This is a genomic window from Bacillus cereus group sp. BfR-BA-01383 (assembly GCF_022663495.1).
In the GTDB taxonomy this organism is placed as follows: domain Bacteria; phylum Bacillota; class Bacilli; order Bacillales; family Bacillaceae_G; genus Bacillus_A; species Bacillus_A cereus_AU.
This window is the reverse complement of record NZ_JAKUFP010000008.1, coordinates 13726-33316: the sequence shown is the minus strand read 5'-3', so window position 1 is coordinate 33316 and position 19591 is coordinate 13726. Positions and strand designations below refer to the sequence as shown.

The window sequence follows — 19591 nt, the reverse complement described above, 5'->3', positions numbered from 1 at the left end:
GTTTGAACTATTAATAGTGTACCATTAAATATATTTCAACAAAAACAAAAAAAGAAGCAAGCACCTTTAGCTTGCTTCTTTTTACTTTATATTCTCTTCTAAAGCGTCTTTTTTAATATTCCAATGAGAGGTATTCCACACTACCATCCCGTCTTTTATGTATAGCACTTGTGGAGATTCATGTTTAATACTGTACTGTTCTGCAACCTGATTCGAAACATCCCTCGCATCCTGTACGTATAAATAATAAGCTGGTACTGCTCTTTCTTCACTGCAATACGCTTGAAATTCTGTATATGCACCATGACTAATCGGGCATGTCGTACTATGCTTAAAAAGAACATAAGGTTCGTTCTTTTCCACTAATACTTCAAGTTCTTCAATTGTTTCAAGTTTTGTCATATTCATCACGATTCACCTCTCATACGAAGTCTAGAGCGCTTCTCTTTCTTTTCAGCTTTCTGCTCAAGTCTTTCTAGTTTACGCTCTTCTTTTTCAACCTTTTTCTCTTGTCTTGTCGCACGATAATGGTTGTATACTTCAATTGCTGCGCTGCTCCACTGTACAACTTGCGCTACTTTATCTGCATTATTTTCAATCTCATCAGTAACAGACTCTGATACATTACGAAGTTTCGTATTTAAAGAATGGATTGTCGTTCCAATCCCATCTACACCTGCTACTACTTTATTTAATGACTGTGATTTCTGTTGAATATCATCAGCTAACGCATTTGTCTTATGTAATAATTGCTCCGTCTCTACGCTAATTCCTTGCATTTGCTTTTCTAAACCTTCTAACGTGCTTGCAACGTTTTCTAACGTCTTCTGAACCGATAACAACGTTCTGCATACATACACTACTAATACAGCAAAAGCAACCGCGATAATAGCCGCACTTACATATAAAAGAACTTGCATTTCATCACTTCCTTTATCTTTTTCATACTTTCCCCTATTATACAATCATTTTCCGTTTCATTCTAATCCCTAACTTTTCATTAGAATTTTCATACTTATTCGTTAACTTTAACATAAATCATTCAACAAATTCCACTAAGTAGGTTACAATAGGAGGGGATACATAATTAGTAGGGAGGCTTTACATATGAAAGATCCACGCATTGAAAAGTTAGCATACAATTTAATTAACTACTCTATCCGCTTACAAAAAGGTGAAAAGGTATTAATTGAAAACTTTGGCTTACAAAAAGAACTTGTAACTGCACTTGTTAAAGAAGCATATGCAGCTGGTGGTTTCCCATTCGTTTCTTTAAAAGATCATCAAGTAGATCGCTCTTTATTGATGGGTGCTACTGAAGAACATTTCGAACAAATCGCTGCATATGAAGCAAGCGTAATGAAAGATATGGATGCTTATATCGGTCTTCGCTCTGGCGATAACATTAACGAACAAGCTGACGTTCCAAGTGAACGCATGAAAGTTCACGGTCAAACAGTTGGTAAAAAAGTTCATAGAGACATCCGTGTTCCAAAAACGCGCTGGGTTGTTCTTCGCTACCCAAACGCTTCTATGGCACAGCTTGCTAAAATGAGCACAGAGGCTTTCGAAGACTTCTACTTCGAAGTTTGTAACTTAGATTACGGTAAAATGGATCAGGCGATGGATAGCCTTGTTGCATTAATGAATAAAACAGATAAAGTTCGCTTAACTGGTCCTGGAACTGATTTAACATTCTCTATTAAAGACATTCCAGCTATTAAATGCTCAGGTCATTTAAACATTCCAGACGGTGAAGTATACTCTGCACCAGTTCGTGATTCTGTTAACGGTACAGTTTCTTACAACACACCTTCTCCTTACAACGGTTATACATTTGAAAATGTACAACTTAAGTTTGAGAACGGTCAAATCGTTGAAGCAACTGCAAACGATTCAGAGCGCATTAACAAAATCTTCGATACAGATGAAGGCGCACGCTACGTTGGTGAGTTCGCAATCGGCGTAAACCCATACATCTTACATCCAATGGGAGACATTCTATTCGATGAAAAAATCGATGGCAGCTTCCACTTCACACCTGGACAAGCTTACGACGATGCATGGAACGGCAACAACTCTAACATCCACTGGGATTTAGTATGCATCCAACGCCCTGAATACGGCGGCGGCGAAATTTACTTCGACGACGTATTAATCCGTAAAGACGGACGCTTCGTTGTATCTGAATTAGAAGCTTTAAACCCAGAGAACTTAAAATAATATTAAATAAGGGATGTTACCTAGTCGAAAAGTTCGATTAGATAACATCCCTTTCATTTTGAACAACTTCTTAGGAAATGAAATTATATGAACGATTTTCCAAATATATCTATCGTAAATCGAAATATATCAACGATTTTTCAAATATATCTATCATAAATCGAAATATATCAACGATTTTTCAAATATATCTATCATAACTCAAGATATATCGATTTATCGACAAAAATTCACATTAATACTCTAATAATTTTTTAGCCACATCTTCTGGTACTTTAAAACTATTTTTATTTTTTATTTTATTCATTTTCAATTCAACCTCAACATAAGGGACATCTTTATATACTGTCATCGTACCAATTTCATGTAACTCTTTTTTATCTTTACTCGATTCCAATAACTTCGGTGTATCCTCTTGATACATTTTAAATGTTTTCCCTTGCGGAGTATCTAAAGGAGCCGATTTCATTTCCCACTCATCCATTTTGATTGACTCAAACAACTTTGTAATTTCTTTCTTATCGGTAATTGTTTTTTTATCACTCGAATCAATAAACGATTCAATTTCAATTTTTTGTGCTTTTTCTAAGCTAACATCAGACTTCTCTTTCTTCGTACTACATCCTATTACAAGAATCGATACGGTTAGTAGCAGCAAAAATAATATACAGACTTTTTTCATTTCTAATCCCCCTGCGCTATATAGAGTTATTTTTCTATTTTTACATATGGATTCTCTTTCTCAACAAGTGACAAAAAACTTGTCATATCTTGCGGCATCGCAATCATATGTACTTTATATGCATTCGTCGTAATTTCAAGGGACTTTCCAACTTGCCGAATAATTCTTATATCTTTTAATACAACATCATCATTTAAGATGCCATATTTTAATACACCATTTTCTACTTTATGCTTTTTAATGAATATTTCCCAAACGAGCGGAACATTTACAATAAAGCATAACCCCATTCCAATCAACGCTGACATCCACTGCTCTTGATTTGTGAAAAGCATGAAAAGTGGATATACAAACATAAAAGCTAACGTAAGACTAACGAAAATTACTGCTAATTTACTTCTTTGAATTGGAAAGTTCATACCTACACCCCCTAACCAAATTATACCACTTTTTCCATTTTAGTTCATAAAAAAAGGCCATTTGTAAATGACCTTTTTAAACAATCTGTAATAAAATTTCTTACTTACCTTGAATCTCTTTCCATTCTGAAGCTAGTAAACTATAAACAGCGATATCGTGAAAATGATCATACAACCATTCGTCTTCTCTTAAAATACCATCTAATTTAAAACCTAAACGTTCTGGAATTGCACGGCTTTTCGCATTTCCAACACCGCACCTAATTTCAATTTTATTCAGCTTTAAATTTTCAAATGCATAGTGAAGTACAGCCTTTACGCTACGCGTCATAATACCTTTCCCGCCAGCATCTTCTGCAAGATAATACCCAAGACTCGTCGCTTTCTTCCCCCAGTTCACCGGATGAATGCCTACCATCCCAACGAGCTTTCCTTTGTAGCGTATACCACTTTCAAAACCGTCTCCCTCTGCAAATTTCTTTAACCACATCGGAAAAATTTCATCATAAGCATCAGCAGATTTCGTCCCATCTACCCAAGGGAGCCATCTTCGTAAATGATTACGGTTTTGGTCTATTAATTGATATAATTCCTCTTTATGGTGCTTCTCTAATAATTGTAGTTCGATTTCGTCATCTACTCGGAGTGTGAACATGGTTTTTAGCCCCTTTTCCGTTTTCTTATTATTCTAACATTTATAAATGGAAAATACTCCTCCAACATATCAACGCTTTTTAAAATATATCGAACACAACTCCCAATATATCGACGCAAATTGAAATATATCGAACACAAATGCAATTATATCGACGTTTCGACAAGGAATATCGACTTATCGATTAGATTCGACAATGATACACATGCCAAAAACAACAAAAAAAGACGCACAGCCAAGCTATGCGTCTTTTCTATTACTTCTCTGCAACTTGAACTTCTTTTACGTAAGCTGCTTCGAATTTTTGGATGTCACCTGCGCCCATGAAAATTAGAACGCCTTTTTTATGTTTCTTTAATACATCTGTTGTTGTATCTGTAATTAATTCTGCACCGTCGATACGCTTTTGCAGATCTTCAATTGTTAATTCACCTTTGTTTTCACGCGCTGATCCAAAAATATCACATAAGTATACTTGGTCAGCTTTGCTTAGGCTTTCTGCGAACTCATCTAAGAATTTTTCTGTACGTGAGAATGTGTGTGGCTGGAATACAGCGACAACTTCACGCTCTGGATGTTTTTGACGAGCTGCTTCAATCGTTGCATTAATTTCTGTAGGATGGTGTGCATAATCATCAATGATAACTTGCTCTCCCATTGGCTTTTCATTAAAGCGACGTTTTACGCCTTCAAAAGTTGTTAGCTGATGTTTAACTGCTTCTACATCAACATTTTCATAATGGCAAAGCGCGATTACTGCTAATGCATTTAATACGCTATGATTGCCGTATCCTGTAATTTTGAACGTATCATAATACGTATTACGAACGAATACATCGAATATTGTACCATCTGTTCTCTTTTGAATGTTACGTGCTTGGAAATCATTATCTTCTCCAAATCCATAGAAAATAACAGGTACTTTCGCTTGAATTTTTTGAAGTTCTTCATCATCACCACATGCAATAATGCCTTTTTTCACTTGCAATGCCATCTCTTGGAATGCATTGAATACATCATTAATGTCTGAAAAATAATCTGGGTGATCGAAATCAATGTTTGTCATAATTGCATAGTCTGGATAATAAGACAAGAAATGACGACGATACTCACAAGCTTCAAATACAAAATACTTACTATTTTCTACCCCATGCCCCGTTCCATCTCCGATAAGGTAAGATGTTGGGTGTGCGCCTTGCATTACATGAGCTAACAAACCTGTAGTTGATGTTTTTCCATGTGCACCAGTTACAGCAACACTTGTGTACTGATTCATAAGGTCACCTAAAAAGTGATGGTAACGATGTACTGGGATATTTAATTCTTTTGCTGCTACGATTTCTTCATGCGTATCAGGAAACGCGTTTCCTGCGATAATCACTTGTCCTTCTTTAATATTATTTTTATCAAAAGGAAGGATGGAAATACCACGCTTTTCCAATGCTGTTTGTGTAAAGAAACGCTTTTCATAATCAGACCCTTGAACAGTATGCTTCATGTCATGAAGAATTTGTGCTAATGAACTCATTCCTGTCCCTTTAATTCCTACAAAATGGTAAACTGTCATCTTAAAGAACCTCCAACATTTCGAACTAATACAACGGCCTATCTATAAGACAGTATATGAATCTTTTCTTATTTTGGTAATCATCATACATTTCTGATGAAGCGAAGTTTTCTTTAATCTTCACTTATCAGGATAACCACGTACGTACTTCTTTTTATGTCCATAACAAACTTATTATAGCAAAAAACCAGCTGTTATACTATGATAACAGAAAAACTGACAGGGTCAATCACCTATCAGTTTTTCTCGCTTTTACATATCTTCTTTTGTTTCTAATTGAACACGCTCTAGACGTGGATTTGGACGGTATTTACGACCAGCTTTTGCTTCTGGTTTTCCATTTAATTCTACGTTATCACCTGTAAATCCAATATTCATTTTTAATAAGCTACTTCCTACTCCGTATATATCAACAGGAACATTTTGAGCTTCAAATTCACGAATACGTTTCTCATCAAATCCGCCAGTTACAACGATATCTACATGTTGGAATCCTTCTTCATCAAGCGCCTTACGAAGTGCGAATACAAGCGATGGATTGACACCACGCGGATCGAATGTTCCAAGTACTTCTGGGTGGCGAATGAAGTATTGATCAATCATTGTGCGAGACGTATCTACACGTACACCTTTTAATGTTGACCCAAACTCACGCGCTACGCGAAGTGCATCTGTAATAACATCATTGTTGTAATCAATTAGTACAACTAATTCATCTTCTGGGAATTTCTTATGATATGCTTTTGCTGCTTCAACGACATCACCATTAAACATTTGAATTAGTGCGTGAGGCATCGTCCCCATACCACTTCTACCCCACCACTCATTCATTGCATGCGTCGCTTGTGCGCTCATACCTCCGATGTATGCCGCATAACCGTCACCAGCTTGTTGCGTATAGTGATCATCACGATCTCCCATGAAAATAACTGGTTTTTCTTTATCTACACTACGTGCAGCTTGGACAACGTTATATACGTTTGTCGCAACTGATGTACGACGAGCTAAAATCCCATCAATTACCCCTTCTAAAAATCCGAAATTTTCATAAGGACCATGAATTGTTAAAACTGTTTCAAATGGACTAATATTATCGCCATCCTTTAAAGAATGAATTTCTAATTCCTCAGGATTTTTGGCAAATGTTTGTAGCAATGCAATTACCTCATCTGTTCCGCAAAGAACTGCATGTTCTTTTTGGAAAAACTGCATCGTTACAACACTTTTCGGGCGAAATTCTTCAATGATTTCTCTAGTCTTTAAAAAGTAAACGGCAGAGAACCAACCTTCTCCAACACGTTCGTCAAATTTAAATGTTTTATTTGTTAGTCGATTTATTTCACCTTTTAATTTCAATTCAATTTCTTTCATGTCGCTTTACTCCCTACTTTACTATCCAACATTTTCTATTAGTATACAGCAAAACCTGCTACTATACATTTGTTTCCTGCATAGCAGCAAATTCATCCTCAGAAATAAGGACATCTCTCGGCTTTGTTCCTCTTCCTTCAGAAATAATCCCTTGCGATTCCATCTCTTCAATGAGGCGGGCCGCGCGATTATAACCGATGCGGAATTTTCGCTGTACAGAAGATGTGGACGCTCCCCCTTGTTCTACAACAAATTGACATGCATCCAAAAACAATTCGTCTTCCGACTCAGCCTGTTCTGTTTTCGCTAATAAATCCTCTTGCTTAAATAAGTAATTCGGCTTCATTTGCTTTCTCACATGATCAACTGTTTTTTCAATCTCATCATCCGATACATATACACCTTGTACACGAACTGGTTTAGATGTACCGTTCCCTAAAAACAGCATATCACCACGGCCAAGTAATTTCTCCGCGCCCCCAATATCGATAATCGTACGCGAATCAACTTGAGATGATACTGTAAATGCAATACGCGTTGGAATATTTGATTTAATTAAACCTGTAATAACATCTACAGATGGACGCTGCGTCGCAACTAATAAATGAATACCACAAGCACGTGCTTTTTGCGCGATACGACAAATCGCTTCCTCAACATCACCAGGTGCTACCATCATTAAGTCAGCTAACTCATCAATGACAATAACAATGTAAGGTAATGTCTCTCCCGGAATTTCTCGCTCACTTACAATCGTATTGTAACGAGTTAGATCACGAGCACCTGCGTGCACAAATAGCTCATAACGACGCTCCATCTCTTCAACTGCCCACTTTAACGCAGCCGTCGCTGCTTTTACATCGGTAATAACAGGTGCTACAAGATGCGGAACAGAATTATATGGTGCAAGCTCAACCATCTTCGGATCAATTAACATTAACTTCACTTCATGTGGTTTTGCTTTGTATAAAATGCTCGTTAAAATTGCGTTAATACACACACTTTTTCCTGAACCAGTTGCGCCTGCAATAAGTCCATGCGGCATTTTTCGAATATCCGTTACAATTGGATCACCTGAAATATCAAGTCCAAGTGCAACTGTAAGCGGTGATTCACTCTTTGTAAATACAGGACTTCTTAAAATTTCACGAAGAAATACTGGCTTACTTTCTTTATTTGGAACTTCAATTCCAATCGCACTCTTCCCTGGAATTGGCGCTTCAATACGAATATCTTTCGCAGCTAAACTTAATTTAATATCATCACTCAAGTTTGTAATTTTATTGACTTTCACACCTGGGTCTGGCTGTACTTCAAAACGAGTTACCGCTGGACCTTGTGACACATTAATAACATGTGCTCCAACATGGAAATTATTAAATGTCGTATTTAATAATTCTTCCTGTTCTTCTAACCATTCCGTATTATCTAACGCCGCTTGCTGCGGAATTGACAACAATGTTAATGGCGGAATGGCATATGTCGGTGGTGTTTGCAATACGTTTCGCACATCGTTCTCTCTTTGATTTACAACATATGCTTTCTCTTGTACTTGCTCTACCACTACTGGTTGCACCGGTTGTTCTTCCACTTGTGGCTCCACTACCACTTGTTGCACTGGTTGTTCTTCCACTTGTGGCTCCACTACCACTTGTTGCACTGGTTGCTCTTCCACTCGTGGCTCCACTACCATTTGTTGCGTTGGTTGTTCTTCTACTCGTGGTTCCACTACCACTTGTTGCACTGGTTGTTCTTCCACTTTGTGTACTGATTTATTTTCTACTCGTTCTCCCACAGAAGGTTGCATTGCACTCGTTCTTGCTACATGTCTTTCCATTAATCGCGCTCTGTCTTGTTTCAACATAACAACATTAAATGGTACATGACGCTTTTTCTCACGTTTTGGCTCTTCTTTTTGTACAACTGGTTGTTCTTTAGTAACGGACTGTTCTTCTGCGACTGGCGCTTCTTTCACAACTAGTTTACTTTCCTCTGTTTCTGCAATTAAAACATTCGCAAAGCTTTGAACATCTTTCTTCGTTTGTTTATCCGCTTCAGCAACATGTATGAATTCGCTCTTTTGTTCAATTGCTTCATCTAACACCATTTCTTGCTGAGTTTCTTCAAGTTCCACAAATGCCCCAGCTTCCGTAATTCCTTCTACTTCTTCTAGTGCTTCTGTTTCCGTAATTACTTCTGCCTCTTCAAATTCTTCTGTTTCCGCAATTACTTCCACTTCTTCAAACTCTTCTGCTTCTGCAATTACTTCCACTTCTTCTGATTCTTCTGCTTCTGCAATTACTTCCACTTCTTCAAATTCTTCTGTTTCTGCAATTGCTTCCACTTCTTCAAATTCTTCTGGTGCTTCTGTTTCCACAATTACTTCCACTTCTTCTGGTACTTCTGTTTCTGTAATTACTTCCGCTTCTTCAGACTCTTCTGTTTCCACAATTACTTCCACTTCTTCAAACTCTTCTGTTTCCGCAATTACTTCCACTTCTTCAAACTCTTCTGCTTCTGCAATTACTTCCACTTCTTCAAACTCTTCTGTTTCCGTAATTACTTCTATCTCTTCAGATTCCGCTGTTTCCATAACTACTTCTACTTCTTCAGGCTGTTCCGTTTCTGCAATTACTTCTACTTTTGGCACTTCTGCAACTTCTTCTGGTATTTCCACTATGATTGTTTCTTCAAGTTTTTCTTCTGCTTTGACAATCACTGCTTCTTCTGGAGTTTTCTGTTCTACTTCAATAGTAGCTTCTTCTATTTCTGTATTACGTTTAATTTCTTCTGATAAAATTGTATCCTCATGCTCTACTTTAGAATCTACTAATTCTTCTTGTAGAATGCTTTCGTTTAACACCACTACATCTTTTTCTTGCTTTGCATCTTCCATACGCTCAGCTACCGTTTTATGAAGTAATTCATCCGCTGAAACTTCCTGCGGTGTATGTATTTCTTGAACCACTTCTTTTTCTTCTACTAAAGGTACTTGGCTCTCAATTTCATAACCATTTTTCTCTAGCCATTGATCGACAACTGATTTTTCTTCCTTTTTACTCTGTTGACCTCGCTGATCAACCCCTTCATGACTAGAAGAAGGCGTTGCTTGCCCTTCTGAGAAATCAGATAATGCATATCCTTTTTTCTCTAACCATGCATCAACGACCGATTTTCCCTCTACAGATATTTCAAGATCTTCTCTTTCCTTTTCTTCCTCCTGCTTTACAACTTTTTGCTCTACTGAAGGACGATTATATCCGTAAATTGGCGAAATCATTTCTGTTGGACGAAATGGTCTACGGTTACTTTCTTGCGCTGGTACAGATGCTTTTTTTACGACAGGCTCCGGTTCATATTGCACTTCCGGCTCTTCATATGTAGAAACTACATTCTCCACATACGGTCGTCTACTTCTTTCCACTTTTACTCCTCTTTGAGTAGGCTGATTTTCATATATACCTCTTTGAACAGGTTGTTCTTCAAAGTGAGGTAATTCTCTTACATCATCCTCTTCAAATCCATCATCTGGTATTAATGGAAAACGGCATTTACCTGCATTCCTACTTGCCATTTGTGCTTCTCTTGCTTCAGTGTAGTGGTTTACACGAGGAATTTTCGGCTGACTTTCAACTTGTTTCGGTACTTCTTTATTCATCGCTGTTTGTTCTTCCTCTTTGTTAAACAGCTTTTTCATCCAATCTAACATGCTTACCACTCTTTCTACTAAATAGTAACAACCTTTATTGTATCAGCATTCGGCAAAAAGTGCAGGTAAAATTAAGCATGTCATATTTATCCATAATATTCTAATTTACGAGTGTTTTCATATGAAAAAACGCAGCCTTCCATATAAGACTGCGTTTAAGCTTTACTCTTCCGATATTCATCTACACTATCCGTTACACTTTGCAATAAAGAATTTACATACTGCGGGTCAGATAATTTTTTATCTTCTTCATGGTTGGACATAAACCCAAGTTCTAATAGTACGCCAGGAACTTTTGACCAATTAAATCCAGAAAGATCATCTCGAAATTTAATTCCATTTACTTTCACTTGATGATTCTCTCTCATTTTATTTACTATCGTTTGAGAGATTTGAAGACTTTCAGCATAGATCTCTTTCGTATACGGACTTCCTTCTGCCGGCGTCAATACAGCAAACCCACTTTGGTTTGGATTTTCAGAACCATCTGCATGAAGACGTAAAAATAAATTCGCCTTATGATCATTCGCGAATGTCGCACGTTCTTTATTGCTTATATCAACATCTTGTGACGTTCTCGTCATTAATACTTGTATACCTTTTGCTTCCAGCTTTTCTTTTAATATAAAAGCCATGTCTAATACAAGGACAGACTCTCTCTTTTTTGTCACAACACCTGTTGTTCCATCTGTCACTTTATATTTTTGAGTAGTTGCTCCTGGACCAATTGGTTCTAAATTTAAATTCGCTTTTTGTTGATGTCCTGGATCAATAACAACGAGAAACTTTTCTTGTTTCTCCTTACTTTCTACTTTTTGTTCATTATTTTGCGCTGGTTGCTCTGTTGGCTGCACCGGCGTAGTTTCCTCTTTCTTTTCCTCGGCCGACGCTTCTTCCTGCTTCGGTTCTACTTGCTTATTCGTTTGAGCAGCTTGCGGCTCTGCTTTCTTTTCTTGTTCTTCTTGCTGCTTTTCTACCGGTGCGTCTTCCTTTTTATCTTCGCTTGTTTCTCGTACAGCAGATGATGTTTCTTTTTTCGGTTGCGCTTGCGAACAACCTCCCATATATATGCCAATGAATGCAATCACGCTCATTATTTTTATATACTTCATATTTCTCTCCCATCACTTTGCACCGGAATCAAAGTTTTTTCTTATAATTGTTTTATAATCTCATCCATGCTTCCAATATAAATAGGCTGCCACATTTCTGTACCACACTCTGCTGTATAAACTGGATAATTGTCATCATCGACGTTCACAAAAACTGGATCGCCCATATCCGTTTCATATCCGATAACAATCCATCCTTCTTGCCATCTTCCATTTTCTTTACTTATTAATGAATTTTTATGTTTATCAAATCGGTAACCGATTTGTCCTTTTTCTAATTCACTTTCGCTAAATACATATATTTCATAGGAGCCTAATTCGATATCTTGTTGTTTTGAAGTTTCAATTCGTTTCAGAAGTTCTGCAATTTTTAGTTGTTGTTTCATACGTCTACCCCCTTCTTTTTTCTAAATTTTACCTAATCCGTTTTTAAAATACAATATAGATTTTGACGAGAAACATTACAATCCTAGGAATTCCGCATAAAAAAAGTAGCCTCACATATGCGAGGCTACTTTTTCTTATATCAATTAAAATTTAAATTCTTGTCCAACTTCAAAGCTATCTTCTAATACAAGAATACCTTTTTCTTGTGGAGCGTCTGGAAGCTCTAATTCACGTGCAGAGCAGATCATTCCAGAAGAAGGAACACCGCGAAGTTCAGCTGGTTTAATTAACATACCGCTTGGCATTACAGCACCGATTTTTGCAACGACAACTTTTTGTCCTGCGTCAACGTTCGGTGCACCACATACGATTTGTAATGTTTCTGTACCGATTTCTACTTTACAAATGTTTAGTTTATCAGCATTTGGATGCTTCTCTTTTTCAGCTACATAACCTACAACAAATTTTGGAGAAAGATCTGCTTCTACTTTTTCTTCAAAGCCGTTCTTCGCTAAAATTCCGTTGATTTCCTCAACAAGTTCTTTCGTTAATGTAAGGTTACCTGTTTCTGTTACTTCTAAGTAAGAAGACGCATTAAAGATATTGAATCCTCCTGTTACGTTGCTTTCACGATCATAAACGCGAGCAACATCTCCTTTGCGGTCAAATGCACGGTTTTCTAAAGTAATATCTTGTAAGGCAACAATTAAAGTGTCACCAATTCCTTCAAGGTTGTAAAAAACGTTCACTTCGTTCATCCTTTCTCTTTTCCATCTGTCTTCTTCCGATTCTTCGCTAAAATAAAGATTGGTTCAAAGTGGCCATCTTCATATACGAATGAAAGTGATGTAATCGGAACATGCCCTTCGGCAAAAAATTTCATTGTCATTTGTGCAATAATATCATAACCGATTTCGTTGACGATATCAGCAATAATTAATACATCTTGGTGAGGAACAGCAACAACCATATCACCAGAAATCTTTTCACGCATCGATTGTAGTAACGATTCGTTTAAAATACGCGTTGCATCATACCCATCATTTGTGTTTAAAAAGTAGAATGTATTACCTGCTACTGTGTCCTGCTTAAATTCATAGCCTAATGAGCGAGCATTGAATAATGCCATTTCACGTACTTGTTGTTCTGTAAGCTCTAACTTTTGTAATAAACGCTCATCAATTAGTCGATACGTTTTATTAGAATCTAGCGCATAGTAAATACGTGTTTCCGCCGTATGATCCGTCATAATAAACGGATTTCCTTCTTCTGCTTGTTTTGGGAAAGAAGTAGAGCGAATAACAGGTAAAATTTTCGCCTCGCTATTTTCTTCTTTATGCATCGCAATTAACGCTTCTTGTACATAATAAGCGACCTCTTCAATCGCTTTTTCTTTGTTCACTTCCCATTTTGCCACTACTCCTGGAAGTGATACGTTAATACCTTTTTTCGAGTTTTTCTGTTCAATACGAAGAACTTCTTTCTCGCTATCATAATGAAAGTCCCATTCTGGTCGAGATAATTTCTTCATTAACTCATCTTTCATCTTTTTACTTGTCATCTTCATCTCTGTTTCCTCCCTTCCAAAAAAATAACCTCCCCCGCGAAGGTAGAGGTTGTTTTACAATTCAATTGGCAAATTGCCTTATTTTAAACCTTCAATAAACTCTTCGATTTGTTCTTGTGTTTTACGATCTTTGTTTACATAGCGACCAGTTTCTTCACCTTTATTGTACGCTACAAAGCTCGGAATGCCAAATACGTCTAATTTCACGCATAGATCAATAAACTCATCACGATCTACATAGTAAAATGAGAAATCACTATATTTCTCTTCTACTTCTGGCATAAATGGATCTACAAAGCGACAATCCGGGCACCATTCTGCTGAGAACATAAAGACTACATTCTCTTCGTTCTTTAATTCTTGGAATTGCTCCATGCTTTCTAATGATTTCATCTATATTTCCTCCTCTAACGAGTGCATTTTTTCATGTTATAATCTTTCTTTTATACTACCATACATCACGCACGGTGCAAGGTTTATGCTTGCTTTTCATCATACTTATATTGCCCAACAAGTAACTTAACCACGTGTACAAATAATTCCGTCCGGTCAACATAATCATCTGTAAAAATACCGATAGCACCTTCGTGGCTACGAATATCTTTCCGCTGTACAAACTCTTCCATCACTTCGCTTAACTCTTTACCTTCTTCAAGAGGTGCTAAGAAATCGTCTGGTAACTTAATACGTGCCCCTCCGGCAACAAATGTTTTTCCCTCACTTGTTGCAAGCGCGCCCCAATTACACATAAATAAACCGTGCTCTGTTTTCATTACGCCGCCCTCTAGTCCAATACCAATTTGAGCTTCACCTGCTTTTAATGCCTGCTTCGCTCTATTTATCGCTCCTTGCATCGTCTCTTCATCTGAAAATGGCTGGCTTGCTACTCCTGAAGGAACAGAAAAAGACGTAATTTCAGCATCTTCCCAAACCTTCTCCACAGCCCCAACCTTCGTTTTATTCCTCGATCCAACTACTACCTTCATTTCGTTCACCTCTATATAAATTCATCATTTCACCTTAATAAAATTACTCTTTATAAACGAGAGCACCATCACCAATCACTAGGTCACCTCTTCAACCTAAAAAAGAAGGATTTTTCTCACAACATTGCCGACCTCGAACTCAAAAACAGCCTTATTCTCTCTCCCTACCCGTGGTCTTAATACATCATTCGAACACCCATTAAGCACTGACCGCCACCACACATCGCTGGGTCATCTATTCAATCCAAAAAAAGAAAGGCTCTTCAGCCCTTCTTCTTTACGCGTTATTCTTAATTGTTTCTAACGTCGTCTTATCCGTCGCTCTTACAAGCTTCGTAATTAGTTCTTTCGCTGCTGCATAATCATCAACATGTAAAATTGAAGCGTGTGTATGAATATAGCGTGCGCAAACACCAATTACTGCTGATGGAATACCAGAATTGCTTGTATGTACACGGCCTGCATCTGTACCACCTTGTGAAATAAAGTATTGGTACGGAATGTTGTGTGTTTCAGCTGTATCTAAAATGAATTCGCGCATTCCTCTATGTGTTACCATTGTGCGGTCGTAAATACGAAGAAGAGCACCTTTTCCTAATTGACCGAACTGCGTTTTATCACCAGAAGCATCGTTTGCTGGACTTGCATCAAGCGCGTAGAAAATGTCTGGCTGAATCATATTAGCAGCTGTTTGTGCTCCACGAAGACCTACTTCTTCTTGTACAGTCGCACCAGAATATAATGTGTTTGGTAATGTCTCATCTTTTAATTCTTTTAATAATTCGATTGCAAGGCCACATCCGTAACGGTTGTCCCAAGCTTTCGCCATAATTTTCTTCTCATTTGCCATCGGCGTGAATGGGCAGATTGGCACGATTTGTTGTCCTGGTTTTACACCAATTTCAATCGCATCTTCATAACTATCTGCACCTATATCAATTAACATGTTTTTTATGTCCATCGGTTTTGCACGTTGCGCATCACTTAATAAATGAGGAGGAATAGAACCAACAACCCCAACAACAGGACCGTTCTTCGTCATAACTTGAACGCGCTGCGCTAATAGTACTTGGCTCCACCAGCCGCCTAACGTTTGAAAACGAAGCATTCCGTTTTTCGTAATTTGCGTAACCATGAAACCTACTTCATCCATATGACCTGCTACAAGAACACGTGGGCCAGTCTCGTCCCCTTTTTTCAGACCAAATAAGCTACCTAACCCGTCTTGCACAATTTCATCAGCATATTTGCTTAATTCTTGCTTCATAAAACGGCGTACGTCATGTTCAAAACCTGACGCACCTTGTAATTCTGTTAACGTACGAAATAATTGTAATGTCTCTTTATTCACGAAGTCCCCTTCTTTCAAACCTTAGTAGAATACCTCTTTTATTGTAACGAAATTTTCGAAATGTTTCTAGTTTCTTCTTTTTTAGCTGTATTTGCTTTATAATTATTATTGGTACACTATTTTTATTTTACAGAATTGAGGTGAATATATGAGCTGGAAAGGTTTAGTAGCAGGTCTTGGCGTTGGATTCGCAGCTGGTTATTTCGTTGCAAACAAAGTACAAGAACAATCCCATATTTCTTCAGAAAAAGCATTGAAAATGGTGAAACAAGCATTAAGTCATAAAGGTGAAATTACTGGCTCTTGGGTACATATGGTTCCAGAGACATTTGAAAAATATGATGTCGCATACGAAGTTTATCGCGGCGGTCTTACAACGATGTTAGATGATATACAAGAACGATTTGAATTTTTAGTTGATGCTAAAACAGGTACTGTTTTAGAGGTTATAGCAGCATAAAAAGGAGGGTTCCCATTAGGTGAACCTCTTATTTTTTTGAAATTGCGGGTATTGATTAAAATTATATCGGCGATTTTTCAAATATATCGAATTACCGGCAGAAGCCGACAATAATAAAGAGGCGCTCCAACAAATATTCTGGAACAACCTCCTCTTTTTATGCTTCTATACTCGTTTTTCTCTCTATCTTTTCTACAATATGCCCTTCCTCATTCCACTTTACTGCACGATAATACGCGTCATGATAAAACGTAAACCAAGCATCGTTTTCAGCGCCATACTTCATCCACTTTTGCTTATTTTCAATCGATGTCATCGGATAATCATCATACGCCATTACCCATAATACATTTTGATGTGCGTGTGTCGGCAAGAGATCTGCTAAGTGCAGCATCGTTTCACCCTGACTTTCCAAAGCGATAACTGCGTGTCCATCACTATGGCCGCCTGTATGCGCCATTTTTATTTCATCCGTAATTTCTATTTCTTGCTGGAACGTAACAACTTGATCTATAATCGGCTCCCAATTTTCCTTCCAATATGTATTACGGGATCTAATATTTGGGTTCCTCATTTCATTCCACTCTGTTTCGCTTACGTAAACTTTTGCGTTCGGAAACACCGGTACAAGGTGATCACCTGCCCATTTCGTTAAGCCAGATGCATGATCAAAATGAAGGTGCGTCATTAAAACATAGTGGATATCTTCAGGCTTTAATCCTAGTTTTTCTAATGATTCATAAACCGATGATTCTTCTGTTACACCTTGATTCCGCTTCATCTTCTCATTCAATTTACCATTTCCTATTCCAGAATCAATCAGCATATTACCGTCTTTCGTTTGCAAAAGTAACGGATCAGTTCGTAAATAAATATGATTTGTATCATTATGTTTATATTTACGTGACCAAAGTACTTTCGGTACAACACCAAACATTGCCCCTCCGTCTAAATGTGTGTTCCCGCCTTTTAGCCACGTCACTTTTATATCTCCAATTTGTAACTGTTCCATCTGTCATCCCCCTTTCTTTTTATATTAACATAAAATTCTGATTGTTTTAGCCATAAAAAAACCTATGCATTACTGCATAGGCTCTGTACGATATTTTGCTTCAACACGGTAAATACGATGACCTTTACTAGAGAATTTCTCTTCATATTCTGTCATAATGTTTCCTTCATAATCACTGTTATGAAGATCTAAGCTTAAGTAAGTTAGTAACATACCATACTCAGCCATACTCATTAGAGAGTATTCAAATAAACCTTGGTTATCTGTTTTGAAATGGATTTCTCCACCCTCTACTAACACTTCTTCATAATTGCGTAAAAACGTTTTATACGTTAAACGACGCTTCGTGTGACGATTCTTCGGCCATGGATCTGAGAAGTTTAAATAAACGCGGTCAATTTCACCTTTTGCAAAGAAAACTGTTAAATCTTCAGCATCTTTATTAATTAACTTTAAGTTCGGTAATTCCTCTTCAATTAACTTATCAAGCGCATCTACAACAACACTTGTGAACTTTTCAATTCCGATATAGTTAATATGAGGATTTGCTTTTGCCATATCATACATAAAACGGCCACGACCTGTACCTACTTCAATATGAATTGGTTGTTCATTTCCAAATACTTCTTTCCAGCTACCAGCGCGCTCCTCTGGGTTTCCAATTACGATATGTGAATATTCATTAATTCGATCCATTGCATACGGTTTATGTCTTAAACGCATAGATGTCTCCCTCTCTTTACAAAACTATTTTAAAGGAATAATTCCTTCTTTCTGTTTTAATCGATCTACCAAACAAAAAACCAAGTACGTACGAGCACTCGGTCCGTTTCTTTCAAGTATAAGATGTACCATTTTGATAAAAACTACATACAGCATTAAACATTCCATGACGAAACAGCTTTTTCTCTTACCTTCTCAAGAAGAGAAAAACAATCGAAAGGATGATCCGTTCATGCCAATTAATCAACAACATCAATTAGAAGTACTGAAAGATATTTTAGTCAATCACCAAAGTGATTGCTGCGGAACAGTTTCTGAATGCGAGCAATTAGAGCGTCTCATTCAATCATTACTCGCAAATGATAGTATAAATAGTGACGCTAAAGCAATGCTAAACGATGTATATTCTTATAGTCAATCGGGTAAATCTTCCTCTAATTTGGACAACCATATTTCCAATAATCAAGAACAACTTACTCAGTGGATTGCTGGAATGGACAATTTTTCTTAAGTATTATTCTGAAGCAAGTAGTTGCTGTAAATATTGATGCCAATATTCAGCTTCTGCTTGCTGTTTTTTTGTTGTGTGCCATTGAATAGACAAAATTGTTTGTGCTATCACATACCATCTCATACGCCTAAGCAATGATTCATCCATTTCAATATCATAATATCCGAGCCACTCACTCCATTCGTGACGCGGAATGTACCAATATAATAACATACCAAGGTCTAGAGCTGGGTCAGCAATTACAGCTCCATCCCAATCAATTAAAAACAGCTCATCTTCATCCGACAATATCCAGTTGTTATGGTTTACATCACAATGACATACAACGAATTCATTGTATTCAATATCTTTTAATGAATCCGTTAAATATTGAAGGCCTTGCTGAATTGTTTCATCAACCCTTATATCTCCTCTTAAAACAAGTTGCAGTTGTTGTAATAACTCTTGCGCGTGAAGCGGCTGCTTCCCAAGTCTTTGAATCATCTGCACAAGCGCTTTAGAGGAGTGTATTTTCTTCAAAAGTTTCGCAACACGTTCTAGTTTCATATCCTCTGGCTCTAGCTTCTGTCCCGGAAGCCATTTTTGAGCAGAAATTACATCACCGTTCGTTACCCTTCTTGTCCAAAGTAATTTTGGAACAATTCCTTCTGCTGACAATACCGCTAAAAAGGGCGATGTATTCCGCTTTAAAAATAACTTCTGTTGTCCGTTTTGCGCAATATATGCATCGCCCGTTACTCCACCAGCCGGTACAAGACTCCACTCTTTTCCTAATAATTGTTCCAACCATTCCATATCCATTACCCGTTAACAAATCCTTATCTTTTATAGTTATGAAAAGAAAACCGCAACATTT

Annotated in this window: 21 protein-coding genes; 3 read left to right on the top strand and 18 right to left on the bottom strand. The window is 37.4% G+C overall.

The window, feature by feature from the left end; translation table 11 throughout:
- Positions 1-81: 81 nt before the first annotated feature.
- Positions 82-408, bottom strand: a complete 327-nt coding sequence (gene ytxJ / locus MR065_RS10365) for a bacillithiol system redox-active protein YtxJ (RefSeq protein ID WP_141436516.1) — start codon at positions 406-408, stop codon at positions 82-84.
- Positions 408-920: a DUF948 domain-containing protein gene (locus MR065_RS10360; protein WP_097905791.1), complete on the bottom strand. Its 513-nt coding sequence runs from the start codon at positions 918-920 to the stop codon at positions 408-410. The genes ytxJ and MR065_RS10360 overlap by 1 nt, the downstream gene beginning before the upstream one ends.
- Positions 921-1107: 187 nt before the next feature.
- Between MR065_RS10360 and MR065_RS10355 the strand changes: the two genes are divergently transcribed.
- Positions 1108-2223, top strand: a complete 1116-nt coding sequence (locus MR065_RS10355; RefSeq protein ID WP_097905682.1) for an aminopeptidase — start codon at positions 1108-1110, stop codon at positions 2221-2223.
- A 235-nt stretch (positions 2224-2458) separates the two neighbouring features.
- On the opposite strand, the gene MR065_RS10350 is transcribed toward MR065_RS10355, so the two are convergent.
- The 13 genes from MR065_RS10350 to MR065_RS10290 form a co-directional block, all read right to left on the bottom strand.
- Positions 2459-2905 (bottom strand): hypothetical protein, encoded by a 447-nt coding sequence (locus tag MR065_RS10350; protein WP_242213581.1) that lies wholly within the window; start codon positions 2903-2905, stop codon positions 2459-2461.
- Positions 2906-2931: 26 nt separating this feature from the next.
- Positions 2932-3324: a PH domain-containing protein gene (locus MR065_RS10345; protein ID WP_242213580.1), complete on the bottom strand. Its 393-nt coding sequence runs from the start codon at positions 3322-3324 to the stop codon at positions 2932-2934.
- 100 nt (positions 3325-3424) lie between these two features.
- Positions 3425-3979 (bottom strand): GNAT family N-acetyltransferase, encoded by a 555-nt coding sequence (locus MR065_RS10340; RefSeq protein WP_242213579.1) that lies wholly within the window; start codon positions 3977-3979, stop codon positions 3425-3427.
- Between the two features lie 256 nt (positions 3980-4235).
- Positions 4236-5546 carry a UDP-N-acetylmuramate--L-alanine ligase gene (gene murC / locus MR065_RS10335; protein WP_097905678.1) on the bottom strand — a complete coding sequence of 437 codons (1311 nt, stop codon included), beginning with the start codon at positions 5544-5546 and terminating at the stop codon, positions 4236-4238.
- Between the two features lie 252 nt (positions 5547-5798).
- Entirely contained in the window at positions 5799-6917 is a 1119-nt protein-coding gene (locus MR065_RS10330; protein WP_242213578.1) for a nicotinate phosphoribosyltransferase, read from the bottom strand.
- Positions 6918-6978: 61 nt separating this feature from the next.
- Positions 6979-10626 carry a DNA translocase FtsK gene (locus MR065_RS10325; RefSeq protein ID WP_242213577.1) on the bottom strand — a complete coding sequence of 1216 codons (3648 nt, stop codon included), beginning with the start codon at positions 10624-10626 and terminating at the stop codon, positions 6979-6981.
- A 155-nt stretch (positions 10627-10781) separates the two neighbouring features.
- Entirely contained in the window at positions 10782-11738 is a 957-nt protein-coding gene (locus MR065_RS10320; protein ID WP_242213576.1) for an N-acetylmuramoyl-L-alanine amidase, read from the bottom strand.
- Between the two features lie 41 nt (positions 11739-11779).
- On the bottom strand, positions 11780-12124 hold the full coding sequence (locus MR065_RS10315) for a thiamine transporter (protein ID WP_242213575.1): 345 nt from the start codon (positions 12122-12124) through the stop codon (positions 11780-11782).
- A gap of 144 nt (positions 12125-12268) precedes the next feature.
- Entirely contained in the window at positions 12269-12883 is a 615-nt protein-coding gene (gene ytpR / locus MR065_RS10310; protein ID WP_242213574.1) for a YtpR family tRNA-binding protein, read from the bottom strand.
- Positions 12880-13692, bottom strand: a complete 813-nt coding sequence (locus MR065_RS10305) for a DUF1444 domain-containing protein (protein WP_242213573.1) — start codon at positions 13690-13692, stop codon at positions 12880-12882. Before MR065_RS10305 ends, ytpR begins: the two co-directional genes overlap by 4 nt.
- 78 nt (positions 13693-13770) lie before the next feature.
- On the bottom strand, positions 13771-14085 hold the full coding sequence (locus MR065_RS10300) for a thioredoxin family protein (protein ID WP_000838192.1): 315 nt from the start codon (positions 14083-14085) through the stop codon (positions 13771-13773).
- Positions 14086-14168: 83 nt separating this feature from the next.
- Positions 14169-14678 carry a DUF84 family protein gene (locus tag MR065_RS10295; RefSeq protein WP_242213572.1) on the bottom strand — a complete coding sequence of 170 codons (510 nt, stop codon included), beginning with the start codon at positions 14676-14678 and terminating at the stop codon, positions 14169-14171.
- 277 nt (positions 14679-14955) lie between these two features.
- Entirely contained in the window at positions 14956-16029 is a 1074-nt protein-coding gene (locus MR065_RS10290; protein WP_242213571.1) for a M42 family metallopeptidase, read from the bottom strand.
- Positions 16030-16177: 148 nt separating this feature from the next.
- Here MR065_RS10290 and MR065_RS10285 point away from each other — a divergent pair, with 148 nt between their 5' ends.
- Positions 16178-16489 (top strand): PepSY domain-containing protein, encoded by a 312-nt coding sequence (locus tag MR065_RS10285; protein ID WP_000118537.1) that lies wholly within the window; start codon positions 16178-16180, stop codon positions 16487-16489.
- 157 nt (positions 16490-16646) lie between these two features.
- On the opposite strand, the gene MR065_RS10280 is transcribed toward MR065_RS10285, so the two are convergent.
- Both MR065_RS10280 and trmB read right to left on the bottom strand, forming a co-directional pair.
- Positions 16647-17501: a YtnP family quorum-quenching lactonase gene (locus tag MR065_RS10280; protein ID WP_242213570.1), complete on the bottom strand. Its 855-nt coding sequence runs from the start codon at positions 17499-17501 to the stop codon at positions 16647-16649.
- Positions 17502-17570: 69 nt separating this feature from the next.
- Complete coding sequence (trmB, locus tag MR065_RS10275) at positions 17571-18224, bottom strand: tRNA (guanosine(46)-N7)-methyltransferase TrmB (RefSeq protein WP_097906246.1); 654 nt, start codon at positions 18222-18224, stop codon at positions 17571-17573.
- 232 nt (positions 18225-18456) lie between these two features.
- Between trmB and MR065_RS10270 the strand changes: the two genes are divergently transcribed.
- Complete coding sequence (locus MR065_RS10270; protein ID WP_097906247.1) at positions 18457-18735, top strand: YtzH-like family protein; 279 nt, start codon at positions 18457-18459, stop codon at positions 18733-18735.
- A 3-nt stretch (positions 18736-18738) separates the two neighbouring features.
- Here MR065_RS10270 and MR065_RS10265 read toward each other — a convergent pair whose 3' ends face one another.
- Positions 18739-19536, bottom strand: coding sequence for a phosphotransferase family protein (locus MR065_RS10265; RefSeq protein WP_242213569.1), 798 nt, complete (start codon positions 19534-19536; stop codon positions 18739-18741).
- Between the last annotated feature and the right edge of the window lie 55 nt (positions 19537-19591).